Origin of the sequence: Bradyrhizobium sp. 164 (genome assembly GCF_023073715.1) — a bacterium.
Taxonomy (GTDB): Bacteria; Pseudomonadota; Alphaproteobacteria; order Rhizobiales; family Xanthobacteraceae; genus Bradyrhizobium.
On the sequence record NZ_JADPKA010000095.1, the window covers coordinates 144721 to 160073 of the forward strand.

Genomic DNA, 15353 nt, shown 5'->3' on the forward strand with positions numbered 1-15353 from the left:
GGATCCTCCTGTGAGCTTCGTCATCCTGGCGAAAGCCAGGACGACGGTGAACTATTGCAACACCTCAAAAAGTCCCGCCGCGCCCATGCCGCCGCCGACGCACATGGTGACGACTGCGTACTTCGCCTTGCGGCGGCGGCCTTCGATCAGAGCGTGGCCGGTGAGGCGCGCGCCCGACATGCCGTAGGGATGGCCGACCGAGATCGCGCCGCCATTGACGTTGATCTTGTCGGGGTCGATGCCGAGCTTGTCGCGGCAATACAGCACCTGCACCGCGAAGGCCTCGTTGAGCTCCCACAGGCCGATGTCGTCAACCGTGAGATTGTGACGCTTGAGCAGGCGCGGCACGGCGAAAACCGGGCCGATACCCATCTCGTCCGGCTCGCAGCCGGCGGAGACGAAGCCGCGGAAGATGCCGAGCGGCTTGAGGCCGCGCTTGGCCGCTTCCTTGTCGCTCATGATGACGGAGGCGCTGGCGCCGTCGGAAAGCTGGCTGGCATTGCCGGCGGTGATGGTGAAACCGTCACCGCGCACCGGCTTGAGGCCGGCGAGGCCTTCAGCGGTGGTCTCCGGACGCGGACCTTCGTCCTGCGACAGCGTGACTTCTTTCATCGAGACCGTACCGGTCGCCTTGTCGGTAACCGCCATCTGCGTGGTGATCGGCGCGAGTTCGTCCTTGAACTTGCCGCCCTGCTGCGCGGCCGCGGTGCGGCGCTGGCTCTCCAGCGAATATTCGTCCTGGCGTTCGCGCGAGATGCCGTAGCGCGTGGCGACGACCTCGGCCGTGTCGATCATGGGCATGTAGACCTCGCCCTTGATCTTGAGCAGCGCCGGATCCTGGGCGTGGAAGCCGTTCATCTTGTCGTTCTGCACGAGGCTGATCGACTCGCCGCCGCCGCCGACCGCGATCTCGACGCCGTCGAAGATCACCGAGCGCGCGGCGAGCGCGATCGCCTGCAGGCCCGAAGCGCATTGCCGGTCGATGGTGGTGCCGGCGACGGTGACGGGAAGGCCGGCGCGCAGCAGCGCCTTGCGCGCGATGTTGCCGCCGGTCGCGCCCTGCTGGAGGGCTGCACCCATCACGACGTCCTCGACCTCCTTGGGATCGACCTTGGCGCGGGCGACGGCCTCGCCGATGGCGTGGCCGAGCAGGGTCGCGCCCTCGGTGGCGTTGAGCGCGCCGCGATAGGCCTTGCCGATCGGCGTGCGGGCGGTGGAAACGATAACGGCGTCGGTCAAGAACGACCTCCTGATGCGGTTTTGATGGATTGTGACGATTTCTGCTGCTGGCGCAATTCGTGGCGCGACAATTTTCCGACCGGCGTGCGCGGCAGATCGTCGACGAACTCGACTGCGGCCGGCAATTCATGCTTGCCGAGCTTGCCAGCGAGCTGGGTGCGCAGCTCGTCGAGCGAGAACGGTTTTGCCTCCGGCTTCAGCTTGATAAAGGCCTTGGCGGCCTCGCCACGATAGGGATCGGGAATGCCGAGCACGATCACCTCGTGCACACCGGGGACGGTGTAGATCGCCTGCTCGATCATCTGCGGATAGACGTTGAAGCCGCCGGAGATGATCATGTCCTTCTTGCGATCGACCAGGAAGAAATAGCCGTCCTGATCCATGTAGCCGATGTCGCCGGTGAGGAAACGGCCGTCGACGAAGGCCTCCGCGGACCCCTCCGGCTTGTTCCAATAACCCTTCGTGACGTTCGGGCCCTTGATGCGGATCTCGCCGACCTCGCCCGGCGGCAGCACGCGTCTCGGATCGTCCAGCGCGACCACGTCGAGCTCGATGCCGGGCAGCATCAGACCGATCGAACCGGGCTTGTCGGGGCCAACAGGCGGATGACCGGTGCCGGGCGAGCAGGTCTCGGTCATGCCCCAGCCGCTGCGCAGCTTCTTGCCGACCTTGCGCTCGAAGAAGCTCGCGATCTCCACCGGCAGCGGTGCACCGCCAGAGCCGATGGTGGCAAGCGAGGAGAAGTCGCGCTTGTCGAGGTCGGGCAGCGCCGCAATCGCGATCCACATCGTCGGCACGCCCGGAAAGTACGTCGCGCGCTTGATCTCAATGTCGCGCATCACCGCTTCGACATCGAAGCGCTGATGCAGCGAAATCAGATTGCCGCGGCGAAGCGAGGACAAGAGCACGACGGTGAGGGCATAGATGTGAAACAGCGGCAGCACGCAGATCACGCGCTCGACGACATCGCCGCGCGCGGCGCGCGCCGGCTTGCCCCAGACGTCGTAGATCGACACCGCCGCGGTGAGGTTGCCGTGCGTCAGCATCGCACCCTTGGGCAGGCCGGTCGTGCCGCCGGTATATTGCAGCAGCGCGACGTCATCGGCCGTCACGTTCGGCCACTCGGCCGGCGCGGCCGCGCCTTCGACGAAGGCTTCGAACGTGACGATACGGGGATCATCGGGGATCGCCGCCTGCGGCGTGCCGACCTTGCCCCAATCGTCGTCCTCGCAGACGACGAGGCGATCGATCAGCCCCTTCTCCAGAAATTTCAGCGCGGTCGGCAGCAGCGCGGCAAGGTTGGAGGTGACGAGCAGGCGCGAGCCGGAATCGGCGACCTTGTGGGTCAGCGCGATCTCGCCGTCGAGCGGCGACAGATGCGCGACGCGGGCGCCGGCCTTGAGCGCACCGAAGAAATTGACGGGATGATCGGGCGTGTTGCCGAGGAACAGTGCGACCGAGCTGTTCCTGCCACAGCCGGCGCGCAGGAAGGCCGCGGCGGCACGCTCGGCCATCGCGGCAAGCGCGCTATAAGTGATGGGTCGGTCGCGAAACTCGATCGCGGTGCGCGCGCCGTAATCGGCGGCGGCCTGCGACAGCAGGTCGGGCAGCGTACCCTGGACGATGGTGTCGTCCCAATGCACGCCCTCGGGATAAAACTGTTCGCCGGGATGGGTCATTAAGGTCTCAAGTCCAACAAAGCGTCATTCCGGGCCGATGCGAAGCATCGAACCCGGAATCTCGAGGTTCCGGGTTCGCCCTGCGGGCGCCCCGGAATGACTGAGAATTGGAGCGCGAAGCTCCATCAAGCCGCCTTCGACGCAGCCGCCAGCGACGCGAACGTCTTGCCCTCATCCGCGAGCTTCTTCAGGAGCGGCGCGGGCTCAAGGCTCGGGTCGTTGGTCTCTTTGGCGTAGAACGACAAGCGGTCGGCGATGTGCTTGAGGCCGACGCTGTCGGCCCAGAACATCGGGCCGCCGCGGTAGATCGGCCAGCCATAGCCGTAGAGCCAGACCACGTCGATGTCGGAGGGGCGTACCGCAATGCCCTCTTCGAGGATCTTCGCGCCCTCGTTGATCATCGGATACATCATGCGCTCGAGGATCTCCTCGTCGCTGACGACACGCTTCTTGCGGCCGAGACGGGCCAGTGTCTCGTCGATCAGCTTCTCGACCTCGGGATCGGGCAGCGGCGCGCGGCTGCCGCCTTCATACTTGTAGTAGCCCTTGCCGGTCTTCTGGCCGAAGCGGCCGGCTTCGCAGAGCGCATCCGCGATCTCCGACTTGATGCCGCGATCTTTCCGCGAGCGCCAGCCGATGTCGAGGCCGGCGAGATCGCCCATCGCGAACGGTCCCATCGGCATGCCGAACTTGGTCACGACGGCATCGACCTGCTGCGGCAAAGCGCCTTCGAACAGCAGCTTCTCGGACTGCTTGCCGCGCTGCGCCAGCATGCGGTTGCCGACGAAGCCGTCGCACACGCCGACCACGGCCGGCACCTTTGCGATCTTGCGTGCGATATTGACAGCGGTGACCAGCGCATCGGGCGCGGTCTTCTCGGCGCGCACGATCTCGCACAGCTTCATGACGTTGGCCGGCGAGAAGAAGTGCATCCCGAGAACGTCCTGCGGACGCTTGGTCGACTTCGCGATCTCGTCGATGTTGAGATACGAGGTGTTGGAGGCGAGCACCGCGCCGGGCTTGGCGAACTGGTCGAGCTTGCCGAACACTTCCTTCTTCACCGCCATGGTCTCGAACACGGCCTCGATGACGAGGTCGGCATCGCCGACGTTCTCGATCCCGACCTTGCCGTTGATCAGCGCCATGCGCTTGGCAGGCGCATCGGCCGGGATGCCGCCGCGTGCCGCGGTCGCTTCCCAGTTCTTTTGCATGACGCCCATGCCGCGCTTGAGCTGCTCTTCCCCGGTCTCAATCAGGGTGACGGGAATGCCCGCATTGGCAAACGACATCGCAATGCCGCCGCCCATGGTACCGGCGCCGAGGATGGCGACACGGTTGACCGGGCGCGGCTTGGTGCCTTCAGGGATCCCCGCGATCTTGGCGGCTTCGCGCTCGGCGAAAAAGGCATAGCGCTGCGCCTTGGACTGGTCGCTGGCGACGAGCTTGAGGAAGCCTTCGCGCTCCTTCTTTAGGCCCTCGTCGAACGGCAGGTCGATGGCGTAGCCGACGGCGTCGGCCGCTGCGAACGGCGCTTCCAGGCCGCGCGACTTCTTGGTCATGGCCGCGACCGCATTGGTGAAGATGGAACGATCGGCCTTGGCGGCCGCGAGCTTGGAATCGTCATCGCGCAGGCGCCGCAGCGGACGCTTCTCGGCCAGCAGCTTGCGGACGAAGGCTTCGCCGCCCGACGCCGGGCCCTCGATGATCTCCTCGATCAACCCGTTCTTCAGCGCCTCCGCTGCGCCAATGGGATCGCCGCCGACGATCATCTTGACCGCGAGCTCGGGACCGACCGCGCGCGGCAGGCGCTGGGTGCCGCCCGCGCCCGGCAACAGGCCGAGCTTCACCTCGGGCAGGCCGAGCTTGGCCTCTTTCACCGCGACGCGGTAATGACAGGCGAGCGCGACCTCGAGGCCACCGCCGAGCGCGGTGCCATGGATCGCGGCGACGATCGGCTTCGGCGAGTTCTCGATCTCGGACAGCACGTCGTTGAGGGCGGGCGGCTTCGGCGGCTTGCCGAATTCGGTGATGTCGGCACCCGCAATGAAGGTGCGGCCGGCACAGGTCAGCACGATGCCCTTGATGCCGGGATCGGCGATTGCAGCCTTGACGCACTCCAAAATGCCGCTGCGGACCGCGGCACTCAGCGCATTGACTGGAGGGCTGTCGACCGTGACGATGCCGACTTCGTCATGACGCTCAAGCTTGACCACTTCGCTCACGGTGTCCCTCCTTGGTGGGATTAACTTTGTTCGATTTCGCGCTGCGGAATTTAATTCCGCATCTTGACGGCAGGGTTATTTTGAAGCACGGACGTTGTCAACGACTCCGCGCAAGAAGCAGATCAGGGATGAAGCGTACAGGAAAGAAGACTGCGACCGACCGGAATTTCGTCGTCGCGCTTTCCCGCGGACTGGACGTATTGCGCGCATTCGAACCCAATGACGGCCTTCTCGGCAATCAGGAGATCGCGGCGCGGACAAATCTGCCGAAGCCGACCGTGTCACGCCTGACCTACACCTTGACGAAGCTCGGTTATCTTGCGCCGGTTCCCCGCTTCGAGAAGTACCAGCTCACACCGGCCGCGATGTCGCTTGGCTATGCGGCGCTCGCCAATCTCGGTGTTCGGCATTTGTCCGAACCGTTCCGCGAGGAAGTGATGCGCGCGACCGGCGGCGCGGTCGCCGTCGGCGGCCGCGACCGCCACAGCATGATCTATTTCGGGCAGAGCCGGGGCAGCGAGACCGTCGGCGTTCAACTTGACGTCGGCTCCCGCGTGCCGATTGCAACCAGCGCGATGGGTCGCGCCTATTTCTGGGCGCTCGATGCCGACGATCGCGCAGAACTGTCGCGTCTGCTGCGCGAGCATTACGGCAGCCGCTGGCCGAAGATGCGCGACGGGTTGGAACGCTCCGGCGAGACCGTGGCGAAATATGGCTTTGCGATTTCCGTCGGCGACTGGCACGACGACATCGGTGCCGCCGGCGTCGCGCTCAAGCTCAACGACGGAACCGGACCCTACGCATTCAATTGCGGCGCGCCCGCATTCCGTTTCACGGAAGAGCGTTTGATCAACGACATTGGACCGCGTCTGCTTGCGATGGTAAGGAACATCGAAGCGGCACTCGGGGGTCTGATGCCGCATTCAAAAAAAGACGTCAGCAAAAAGCTGAAATCAGGAGGAAAAATTGCGCGTGTGGCCGAGGGATTCAGATAGCCTTTGTCATCACCGGGAGCGGTTCGCATCGCCCCTTCGCCCACTGATCGGTGTGGGCGAGACGAGATGACGCAGGCACAGCTCGCGCAGGGGACATCGCCCCTGCTCGCGGTTCGCGACGTCAGCGTCGTGTTCGGCGGCATCATCGCGCTCAACGGCGTGTCCTTCGACATGCACAAGGGGCAGATCCTGGGATTGATCGGCCCGAACGGCGCCGGCAAGACCACGCTCTTCAACTGCCTGTCGCGGCTCTACCAGCCGTCGTCCGGCGACATCCTGATGGAGGGCGTCAGCATCCTGTCGCGGCCGCCGCACCGGATCGCCGAGATCGGCATTGGCCGCACCTTCCAGAACGTGGCGCTGTTTCCGAACCTTTCGGTGATGGACAATGTCCGTGTCGGCGCCCATTCAAAGACCTCCAGCGACATCATCAGCGACTCCCTGAGATTGGCCTGGGTCCGGCGCAGCGAGACCAGCGTCAACAACAAGGTGCACGAAATCCTCGCTTATCTCGATCTTGAGGACGTTGCCCACACCGTGGTTTCCGGCCTGCCCTTCGGCACGCAGAAGCGCGTCGAGCTGGCGCGCGCGCTGGCGGCGGACCCGAAGATCCTGCTGCTCGACGAGCCCGCCGGCGGCCTCAATCACGAGGAAGTCCATGTGCTCGGCGACCTCATCCGTCGCATCCGCGACGATCGCCACATGACCGTGCTCCTGGTCGAGCACCACATGGGTCTCGTGATGTCGATCGCCGACCACGTCGTCGCGCTCAATTTCGGCAAGAAGCTCGCGGAAGGCACGCCCGCCCAGGTGCAGGCGGACCCCGACGTCATCAAGGCCTATCTCGGGAGCAAGGACCAATGACGACGCTGCTCAACGTCAAGGACCTGCGTGCCTATTACGGCCAGGTCCAGGCGCTCCATGGCCTGTCCTTCTCGCTGAACGAAGGCTCGCTCGTGACGCTGTTAGGGGCCAACGGCGCCGGCAAGACCACGACGCTGCGCGCGATCTGCAACATGGTGCGCTCGACCGGCGGCATCGAGTTCGACGGCAAGCCGCTGAACAACCGCTCCACCGAGAGCATCGTGCGGTTCGGCATTGCCCATGTGCCGCAGGGCCGCGGCACCTTCACCAACATGACGGTGGAGGAGAACCTCCAGCTCGGCGCCATCACCCGCAAGGACAGCGCCGGCATCGTCTCCGACATCGAGCGCATGTACGCGCATTTCCCGGTGCTGAAGCAGCGGCACACCCAGCAGGCCGGCACGCTCTCCGGCGGCGAACAGCAGATGCTCGCGGTCGCCCGCGCGCTGATGCTGCGGCCGCGGCTGATGCTGCTGGACGAGCCCTCCTTCGGTCTCGCGCCGCTCGTGGTGCGCGATTTGTTCGGCATCCTCGGCAAGATCAACCGCGAGGACAAAGTGTCGATCCTGGTGGTCGAGCAGAACGCCCAGCTCGCGCTCGAACTCGCCGACCAGGCCTATGTGATCGAGACCGGCCGCATCGTGATGTCGGGCAAAGCGAAAGACATCGCGAACAACGAAGAAATCCGCAAATCCTATCTGGGTTACTGAGGGAGCGGATGATGGCAACAATGTATCGCTCTGGGTACACCTCTCCCCAACGGAGAGAGGTCGGATTGCGAAGCAATCCGGATGAGGGGGCGCAGCTTCCCCGAAAGACCTTAACCCTTCACCCGCGCCAACCGCGCGACCTCTCCCAACGGGAGAGGTGGAGCTTTGATGCCGCAGCATCTCAATCCAAATTGAGCAAGCTTTAAGGAGCCGGGACGATGGAGCTTTTTACCAACCAGGTCCTGGCCGGCATCGCCACCGGTGCCATCTATGCCTGCATGGCGCTGGCCGTTGTCATGATCTACCAGGCCATCGACCATCTCAACTTCGCGCAAGGCGAGATGGCGATGTTCTCGACGTTCATCTCCTGGCAACTGATGCAATGGGGCGTGCCCTATTGGGGTGCCTTTCTGATCACGCTGATCTTCTCGTTCATCGGCGGCATCGCGATCGAACGCATCCTGTTCAAGCCTCTGGCGAAGGCGCCGGTGCTGACCAACGTCGCCGGCTTCATCGCGCTGTTCGCGATCATCAACTCCTCGGCCGGCCTGATTTGGGACTTCACGATCAAGCAGTACCCGACCCCGTTCGGCTCCGCCCCGTTCCTCGGCAGCCAGCTGATCTCGACCCACCAGGCCGGCATGATCGGCGTCACCGTGCTGCTGCTGCTGGGGCTCTATTTCTTCTTCCAGTACACGCGGATCGGCCTTGCCATGCGCGCTGCCGCCTCGGTGCCTGAATCGGCGCGCCTCGTCGGCATCAACACCTCCTGGATGATCGCACTGGGCTGGGGCATGGCCTCGGCGATCGGCTCGATCGCCGGCATGCTGATCGCCCCGGTCGTGTTCCTGGAGCCCAACATGATGGGCGGCGTGCTGATCTACGGCTTCGCCGCGGCGGTGCTCGGCGGGCTGACCAGCCCGTTCGGCGCCGTGGTCGGCGGCTTCCTGGTCGGTGTCTTCGAGAATCTCGCCGGCACCTACATTCCCGGCGTCGGCAACGAGCTAAAGCTTCCGATCGCGCTCGCGCTGATCATCTCCGTCCTGGTCGTCAAACCCGCTGGCCTGTTCGGCCGGCACATCGTCAAGCGAGTTTGATCATGAGCGCAGTTGAAGATGTCGTAACGGAAGCCCCTGCCGTCGAGGCCGTTCCGAAACGGGCCATGACGCTGGGCACCGGCACCTCGCTGGTGGTGCTCGCGGCGTTGCTCATCGCGCCCGTCTTCGTCAAGAACTTCATCATCTTCCAGATGACGATGCTCCTGATCTACGGACTTGCGGTGCTGGCACTGAACATCCTGACCGGCGGCTCGGGCCAGTTCTCGCTCGGCCAGAGCGCGTTCTACGCCGTCGGCGCCTACACGACCGCAGTGCTGATGGAGCACTTCAACGTCAATTATGCGCTGACCTTGCCGATTGCCGGCGTGGTCTGCTTCGCCTTCGGCTTCCTGTTCGGGCAGCCGGCGCTGCGGCTTTCCGGGGTCTATCTCGCGCTCGCAACCTTCGCGCTCGCGACCGCGATGCCGCAGCTTCTGAAGCTGAACTTCCTCGAGCACTGGACCGGCGGCGTGCAGGGCCTCGTCGTCACCAAGCCGGACGCGCCGTTCGGCCTGCCGATGTCGCAGGACATGTGGCTGTACTACTTCACGCTCGTGGTCACGATCGCGATCTACATCTTCGCGGTGAACCTGTTGCGCTCCCGCTCGGGCCGCGCCTTCATGGCGATCCGCGACAACGAGATCGCGGCCTCCGCCATGGGCGTGGACGTCGCGCTCTACAAAACGCTGGCCTTCGGCGTCTCCGCGGCCATCACCGGTATCGCCGGCTCACTCGGCGCCATCGCCGTGCAGTTCGTGGCGCCCGACAGCTACACCATCACGCTCGCGATCTCGCTGTTCCTCGGCATGGTCGTCGGCGGCGTCGGCTGGCTGCCCGGCTCGATCGTCGGCGCGGCCTTCATCATCTTCGTGCCGAACATCGCGGAGGGCATCTCCAAGGGCCTCTCAGGCGCGGTATTCGGCGTGCTCCTGTTCCTCGTCATCTACCTCGTGCCGCATGGCGCAAGGCAGGTCGCGATTCTGGGCCAGCAACTCGCCGGCAAGCTCAGAAAGAACTGAATCCCTCTCGTCAAGCCTGTCGTTTTAACCAAGGAGAACGAATTGCATTTTGGAAGAACACTGCGAGCCGCCGCGCTGGTCACGGCAACGGCGGCCATTGCCCTCACCTCCGGCGCTGCACTCGCCCAAAAGAAATACGACACCGGCGCGTCCGATACCGAGATCAAGATCGGCAATATTATGCCGTACAGCGGTCCGGCGTCGGCCTATGGCATCATCGGCAAGACCGAAGAAGCCTATTTCAGGATGATCAACGACAAGGGCGGCATCAACGGCCGCAAGATCAACTTCGTCACCTATGACGACGGCTATTCGCCGCCGAAGGCTGTCGAGCAGGTGCGCAAGCTGGTCGAGAGCGACGAGGTGCTGGTGGTTTTCAATCCGCTCGGCACGCCCTCGAACACGGCGATCCAGAAATATCTCAACGCCAAGAAGATCCCGCAACTGTTCGTCGCAACCGGCGCCACCAAGTGGAACGATCCGAAGAACTTCCCCTGGACCATGGGCTGGCAGCCCTCCTACCAGAGCGAAGCGCAGATCTACGCGAAATGGCTGATGAAGGAGAAGCCGGACGCCAAGGTCGCGATCCTGTACCAGAACGACGATTTCGGCAAAGACTACCTCAAGGGCACCAAGGACGGACTCGGCGCCAAGGCCTCGTCCATGATCATCATGGAAGAGAGCTACGAGGTCTCCGAGCCGTCGATCGACGGCCATATCGTCAAGATCAAGGCCGCCAATCCCGACGTGCTGCTGATCTACACCACGCCGAAGTTCGCAGCCCAGACCATCAAGAAGACCGCCGAGCTCAGCTGGAAGCCGCTCCAGATCCTCACCAACGTGTCGATCTCGGTCGGCAGCGTGATGAAGCCGGCCGGCTTCGAGAATGCCCAGGGCGTGCTGTCTGCCGCCTATGCCAAGGATTCGACCGATCCGCAGTGGGCCAACGATCCCGGCATGAAGAAGTGGAACGAGTTCGTCGACAAGTACATGCCGGGCGCCGACAAGTCGGACACCAGCATGGTCTATGGCTATGGCGCAGCGTCGACACTGGCCAAGGTGCTGGAAATGTGCGGCGACGATCTGACCCGCGCCAACATCATGAAGCAGGCGGCATCGTTGAAGGACTTTGCTCCGGACACGCTGCTGCCCGGTGTCAAGATCAATACCAGCGCTACCGACTTCGCCCCGATTTCGCAGCTTCAGATGCAGCGGTTCAAGGGTGAGAAGTGGGAACTGTTCGGCGAGATCATCAGCGGCGACGTCGCCTCCGAGTGACACGCTGACGCGATAGCCGAGCCCTAAAGAGAGCCCCCGCGAACGATCGCGGGGGCTTTTTGTTGACGGAAGACGCCAATCTTGTTCAATGCGGCGCCGATCCAGCTCGGGGTGGGAGAACCATGACCGCCGTTCGTTTTCAGGTTGCGGCCCTGTCGGCCGCGCTCGCATTGTGCACTGCAATGAGCAGCGAGGCGCTGGCGCAAAAGAAATACGACACGGGCGCGTCCGACACCGAGATCAAGATCGGCAACATCATGCCCTATGGCGGCCCCGCCTCCGCCTATGCCGCAATCGGCAAGACCGAGGAGGCCTATTTCAACAAGATCAATGCGGAGGGTGGCATCAACGGCCGCAAGATCAAGTTCATCTCCTATGACGACGCCTATTCGCCGCCGAAGACGGTGGAGCAGGCGCGCAAGCTGGTCGAGAACGACGGCGTGCTGCTGATCTTCGGCTCGCTCGGTACCTCCACCAACAGTGCAATCCGCAAATACATGAACGAGAAAAAGGTGCCGCAATTGTTCGTGGCGAGCGGCGCCTCGAAGTGGAACGATCCCAAGCAATATCCATGGACCATGGGCTGGCAGCCGAGCTACACGAGCGAAGCGCGGATCTACGCCAAGTACATCATGAAAGAGAAGCCGGACGGAAAGATAGGCGTGCTCTATCAGAACGACGATTTCGGCAAGGACTATCTGAAGGGCCTGAAGGAAGGGCTCGGCAGCAAGGCCTCGATGATCGTGCTGGAAGAGGCCTATGACACGTCGGACCCGACGGTCGACGAGCACGTCGTGAAACTGAAGGCTGCCGGCGCCGACATCTTCATCAGCATCACCAGCCCGAAATTCGCCGCGCAGGGGATCAAGAAGGCGGCGGAGATCAATTGGCATCCAATGCAGATCATCTCCAACGTTTCGGCCTCGGTCGGCGGCGTGCTGGAGCCGGCAGGCCTCGAGATCTCGCAAGGCGTCCTGTCGGCGAGCTACACCAAGGACGGCTCCGACCCGCAATGGAACGCCGATGACGGCATGAAGAAGTTCTACAACTTCCTCGCCCAGTACAACCCGAAGGCCAACAAGCTGGATGCCGGCGTGGTGTTCGGCTATGCCGCCGCGCAGACCATGGTGAAGGTGCTGCAAATGTGCGGCGACGATCTCACCCGCGAGAACGTCATGAAGCAGGCCGCAAGCCTGAAGGATTTCGAACCCGATACGCTGCTGCCCGGCATCAAGATCAACACCGCGCCGGACGATTTCGCCCCGATCGAGCAGCTCCAGATGATGCGCTTCAAGGGCAAGAAGTGGGAGCTGTTCGGCGATATCCTCTCCAGCGAGATCGGACACTGAGCGCTGTAGCGCGGCAATTCAAAATAGCCTGTGCTTTCCAAAACAACCTGTGCGCAGCTGATTGACGGCGCATCCCATCTCGCGCGCCGGAATATTTCGCATCCCCTCAAAAAAAGAGCGCCCCGCTGCGACAGCTCCGGCGGGGCGTTCTCTTGCTGGCCGCCCGGGAAGGGTATTCAATGTGTGCCGAAGCGACGCGCAACGATCGCTTCCAATCAAGAACACGGCACATTCAAACCTACCTAGGGAGATCAAGATGCCTGCAATGCATGTGCGATTGGGGGCCTTCTCGGCTGCCCTCGTGCTGGCTGCAACCCTGTCCACGACAGCGTCCGCGCAGAAGAAATACGACACCGGTGCATCCGACACCGAAATCAAGATCGGCAACATTATGCCCTACAGCGGACCAGCCTCCGCCTACGGTGTGATTGGCAAGACCGAGGAAGCTTTTTTTCGCAAGATCAACGCCGAAGGCGGCATCAACGGCCGCAAGATCAACTTCATCACCTATGACGACGGCTACTCGCCGCCGAAGACGGTGGAGCAGGCGCGCAAGCTGGTCGAGAGCGACGAGGTGCTGCTCATCTTCAACTCGCTCGGCACGCCGCCGAACTCGGCGATCCAGAAATACATGAACCAGAAGAAGGTGCCTCAACTCTTCGTCGCTACCGGCGCCACCAAGTGGAACGATCCGCAGAACTTTCCCTGGACGATGGGCTGGCAGCCGAACTACCAGAGCGAGACCATCATCTACGCCAAATACATCCTGAAGAACAAACCGGACGCCAAGATCGCGGTGCTCTATCAGAACGACGATTACGGCAAGGACTATCTGAAGGGCTTCAAGGACGGGCTGGGCGCCAAGGCGGCTTCGATGATCGTCATCGAGGACAGCTATGAGGTTTCCGAGCCGACCATCGACTCGCACATCGTGAGACTGAAAGCCTCGGGCGCCGACGTCTTCATGAACATCACCACGCCGAAATTCGCGGCGCAGGCGATCAAGAAGAACGCCGAGCTCGGCTGGAAGCCGCTGCATTTCCTCAACAACGTCTCGGGCTCGATCGGCAGCGTGATCAAGCCGGCCGGCTTCGAGAACGCGCAGGACATCATCTCGTCGCAATATTTCAAGGACCCGACCGACGCGCAATGGAAGAGCGACCCGGCGATGATCGCCTGGAACGAGTTCCTGGACAAGTACTATCCGGAAGCGAACCGCGCCGACGCCTCAGTCATGTATGCCTACATCGTGAGCCAGGGCCTCGTTCACGTGCTCAAGGCCTGCGGTGACAATCTGACCCGCGAAAACGTCATGAAGCAGGCCGCCAGCATCAAGGACTATGAGCCGGGTGGCCTGTTGCCGGGCATCAAGGTTAACACCTCGCCCACCGATTTCGCACCCCTCTCGCAGCTGCAACTGATCCGCTTCAAGGGCGAGCATTGGGAGCGATTTGGCGAGATCCTGAGCGGCGACGTCGGCGGCTAACCTTAACCAGTCGCCAAAGATGTAACTCCAATCGACTAAAGACGAAGCCTCTGCGGCCTTGCCGCAGGGGCTTTTCCTTGAAGCTCTCGGACAAATCGTATTGAATTGCGGCAGCGTCGCCAAAACAATCAAGCCAAGAAGAAGGACGCGCACACCAAGAAAATAGGGAGATAGGAATGCCCGCTGTCACCGGCAAATTTGCGGCCGCGTCACTGGCGCTCGCGCTCATTGCGACCTCGGCCTCCACTGCATCGGCCCAGAAAAAATACGATACCGGCGCGACCGACACCGAGATCAAGATCGGCAACATCATGCCCTACAGCGGACCGGCCTCCGCCTATGGCATCATCGGGCGGACCGAAGCCGCCTATTTCAAGAAGATCAATGACGAGGGCGGCATCAACGGCCGCAAGATCAATTTCATCAGCTATGACGACGCCTATTCACCGCCAAAGACGGTGGAGCAGGCGCGCAAGCTGGTCGAGAGCGACGAGGTGTTGCTCATCTTCAACTCGCTCGGCACGCCGCCGAACTCGGCGATCCAGAAATACATGAACTCGAAGAAGGTGCCACAGCTGTTCGTCGCCACCGGCGCCACCAAGTGGAACGATCCGCAGAACTTCCCCTGGACGATGGGCTGGCAGCCAAATTACCAGAGCGAGACGCAGATCTACGCGAAGTACATCCTGAAGGAGATGCCGAACGCGAAGATTGCCGTTCTGTTTCAGAACGACGATTACGGCAAGGACTATCTCAAGGGCCTGAAGGACGGGCTTGGTTCGAAGGCCACGAACATGATCGTAGCCGAGGAAAGCTACGAGACGTCGGAACCGACCATTGACAATCACATCGTCAAGCTGAAGGCGACGGGCGCCGATGTCTTCGTCAACATCACCACGCCGAAATTTGCGGCGCAGGCCATCAAGAAGAACGCCGAGATCGGCTGGAAACCGACCCACTTCCTCAACAACGTCTCGGCCTCGGTCGGAAGCGTGATCAAGCCGGCAGGCTTCGAAAACGCGCAGGGTATCATCTCGGCGGCCTATCTGAAGGACACCACAGACACGCAATGGGCCAACGACGCCGGGATGAAAGCATTTCTTGATTTCATGACGAAATACTTCCCCGAAGGCGACAAGACCGACGGCGGCACCATCGTCGGCTACGGCGTTGCGCAGACGCTGGTCCAGGTCCTGAAGAACTGCGGCGACGAGCTGACGCGCGCGAATGTCATGAAACAGGCGGCCAGCCTGAAGGACTTCCGCACCGAGGTGCTGCTGCCGGGCATCAAGATCAACACCTCGCCGACCGATTTCGCGCCGATCAGTTCGCTGCAGCTGCAGCGCTTCAAGGGCGAGCGCTGGGAGCTGTTCGGCGACGTGATCAACGCTGAAGCCGGCGGCTAGCCCTCTGAA

Annotated in this window: 12 protein-coding genes; 9 read left to right on the forward strand and 3 right to left on the reverse strand. The window is 62.7% G+C overall.

Annotated elements, in window-relative coordinates; all coding sequences use genetic code 11:
* Positions 1 to 51 precede the first annotated feature (51 nt).
* From IVB01_RS29165 to IVB01_RS29175, 3 genes are all read right to left on the reverse strand, one after another.
* Positions 52 to 1239, reverse strand: a complete 1188-nt coding sequence (locus IVB01_RS29165; protein WP_247277867.1) for an acetyl-CoA C-acyltransferase — start codon at positions 1237 to 1239, stop codon at positions 52 to 54.
* Positions 1236 to 2918, reverse strand: a complete 1683-nt coding sequence (gene pimA / locus IVB01_RS29170) for a dicarboxylate--CoA ligase PimA (protein ID WP_247277868.1) — start codon at positions 2916 to 2918, stop codon at positions 1236 to 1238. Before pimA ends, IVB01_RS29165 begins: the two co-directional genes overlap by 4 nt.
* A 125-nt stretch (positions 2919 to 3043) precedes the next feature.
* Positions 3044 to 5140, reverse strand: a complete 2097-nt coding sequence (locus tag IVB01_RS29175; RefSeq protein ID WP_247277869.1) for a 3-hydroxyacyl-CoA dehydrogenase NAD-binding domain-containing protein — start codon at positions 5138 to 5140, stop codon at positions 3044 to 3046.
* A 128-nt stretch (positions 5141 to 5268) separates the two neighbouring features.
* On the opposite strand from IVB01_RS29175, the gene IVB01_RS29180 reads away from it, so the two are divergent.
* The 9 genes from IVB01_RS29180 to IVB01_RS29220 all read left to right on the forward strand — a co-directional run bounded on the left by IVB01_RS29180 (position 5269) and on the right by IVB01_RS29220 (position 15344).
* Positions 5269 to 6135 (forward strand): IclR family transcriptional regulator, encoded by an 867-nt coding sequence (locus IVB01_RS29180; protein ID WP_247495083.1) that lies wholly within the window; start codon positions 5269 to 5271, stop codon positions 6133 to 6135.
* 66 nt (positions 6136 to 6201) lie between these two features.
* Positions 6202 to 6999, forward strand: a complete 798-nt coding sequence (locus IVB01_RS29185; protein WP_247277871.1) for an ABC transporter ATP-binding protein — start codon at positions 6202 to 6204, stop codon at positions 6997 to 6999.
* Positions 6996 to 7709 (forward strand): ABC transporter ATP-binding protein, encoded by a 714-nt coding sequence (locus IVB01_RS29190; RefSeq protein WP_247277872.1) that lies wholly within the window; start codon positions 6996 to 6998, stop codon positions 7707 to 7709. Before IVB01_RS29185 ends, IVB01_RS29190 begins: the two co-directional genes overlap by 4 nt.
* 218 nt (positions 7710 to 7927) lie before the next feature.
* On the forward strand, positions 7928 to 8806 hold the full coding sequence (locus tag IVB01_RS29195; RefSeq protein WP_247277873.1) for a branched-chain amino acid ABC transporter permease: 879 nt from the start codon (positions 7928 to 7930) through the stop codon (positions 8804 to 8806).
* Positions 8807 to 8808: 2 nt separating this feature from the next.
* Positions 8809 to 9825, forward strand: a complete 1017-nt coding sequence (locus IVB01_RS29200) for a branched-chain amino acid ABC transporter permease (protein WP_247417227.1) — start codon at positions 8809 to 8811, stop codon at positions 9823 to 9825.
* Positions 9826 to 9867: 42 nt separating this feature from the next.
* Positions 9868 to 11103, forward strand: coding sequence for an ABC transporter substrate-binding protein (locus tag IVB01_RS29205; RefSeq protein ID WP_247277875.1), 1236 nt, complete (start codon positions 9868 to 9870; stop codon positions 11101 to 11103).
* Positions 11104 to 11225: 122 nt separating this feature from the next.
* Positions 11226 to 12452, forward strand: a complete 1227-nt coding sequence (locus IVB01_RS29210) for an ABC transporter substrate-binding protein (RefSeq protein WP_247277876.1) — start codon at positions 11226 to 11228, stop codon at positions 12450 to 12452.
* A gap of 256 nt (positions 12453 to 12708) precedes the next feature.
* Positions 12709 to 13938: an ABC transporter substrate-binding protein gene (locus IVB01_RS29215; protein WP_247277877.1), complete on the forward strand. Its 1230-nt coding sequence runs from the start codon at positions 12709 to 12711 to the stop codon at positions 13936 to 13938.
* Positions 13939 to 14114: 176 nt separating this feature from the next.
* Positions 14115 to 15344, forward strand: coding sequence for an ABC transporter substrate-binding protein (locus IVB01_RS29220; RefSeq protein ID WP_247277878.1), 1230 nt, complete (start codon positions 14115 to 14117; stop codon positions 15342 to 15344).
* Positions 15345 to 15353 lie beyond the last annotated feature (9 nt).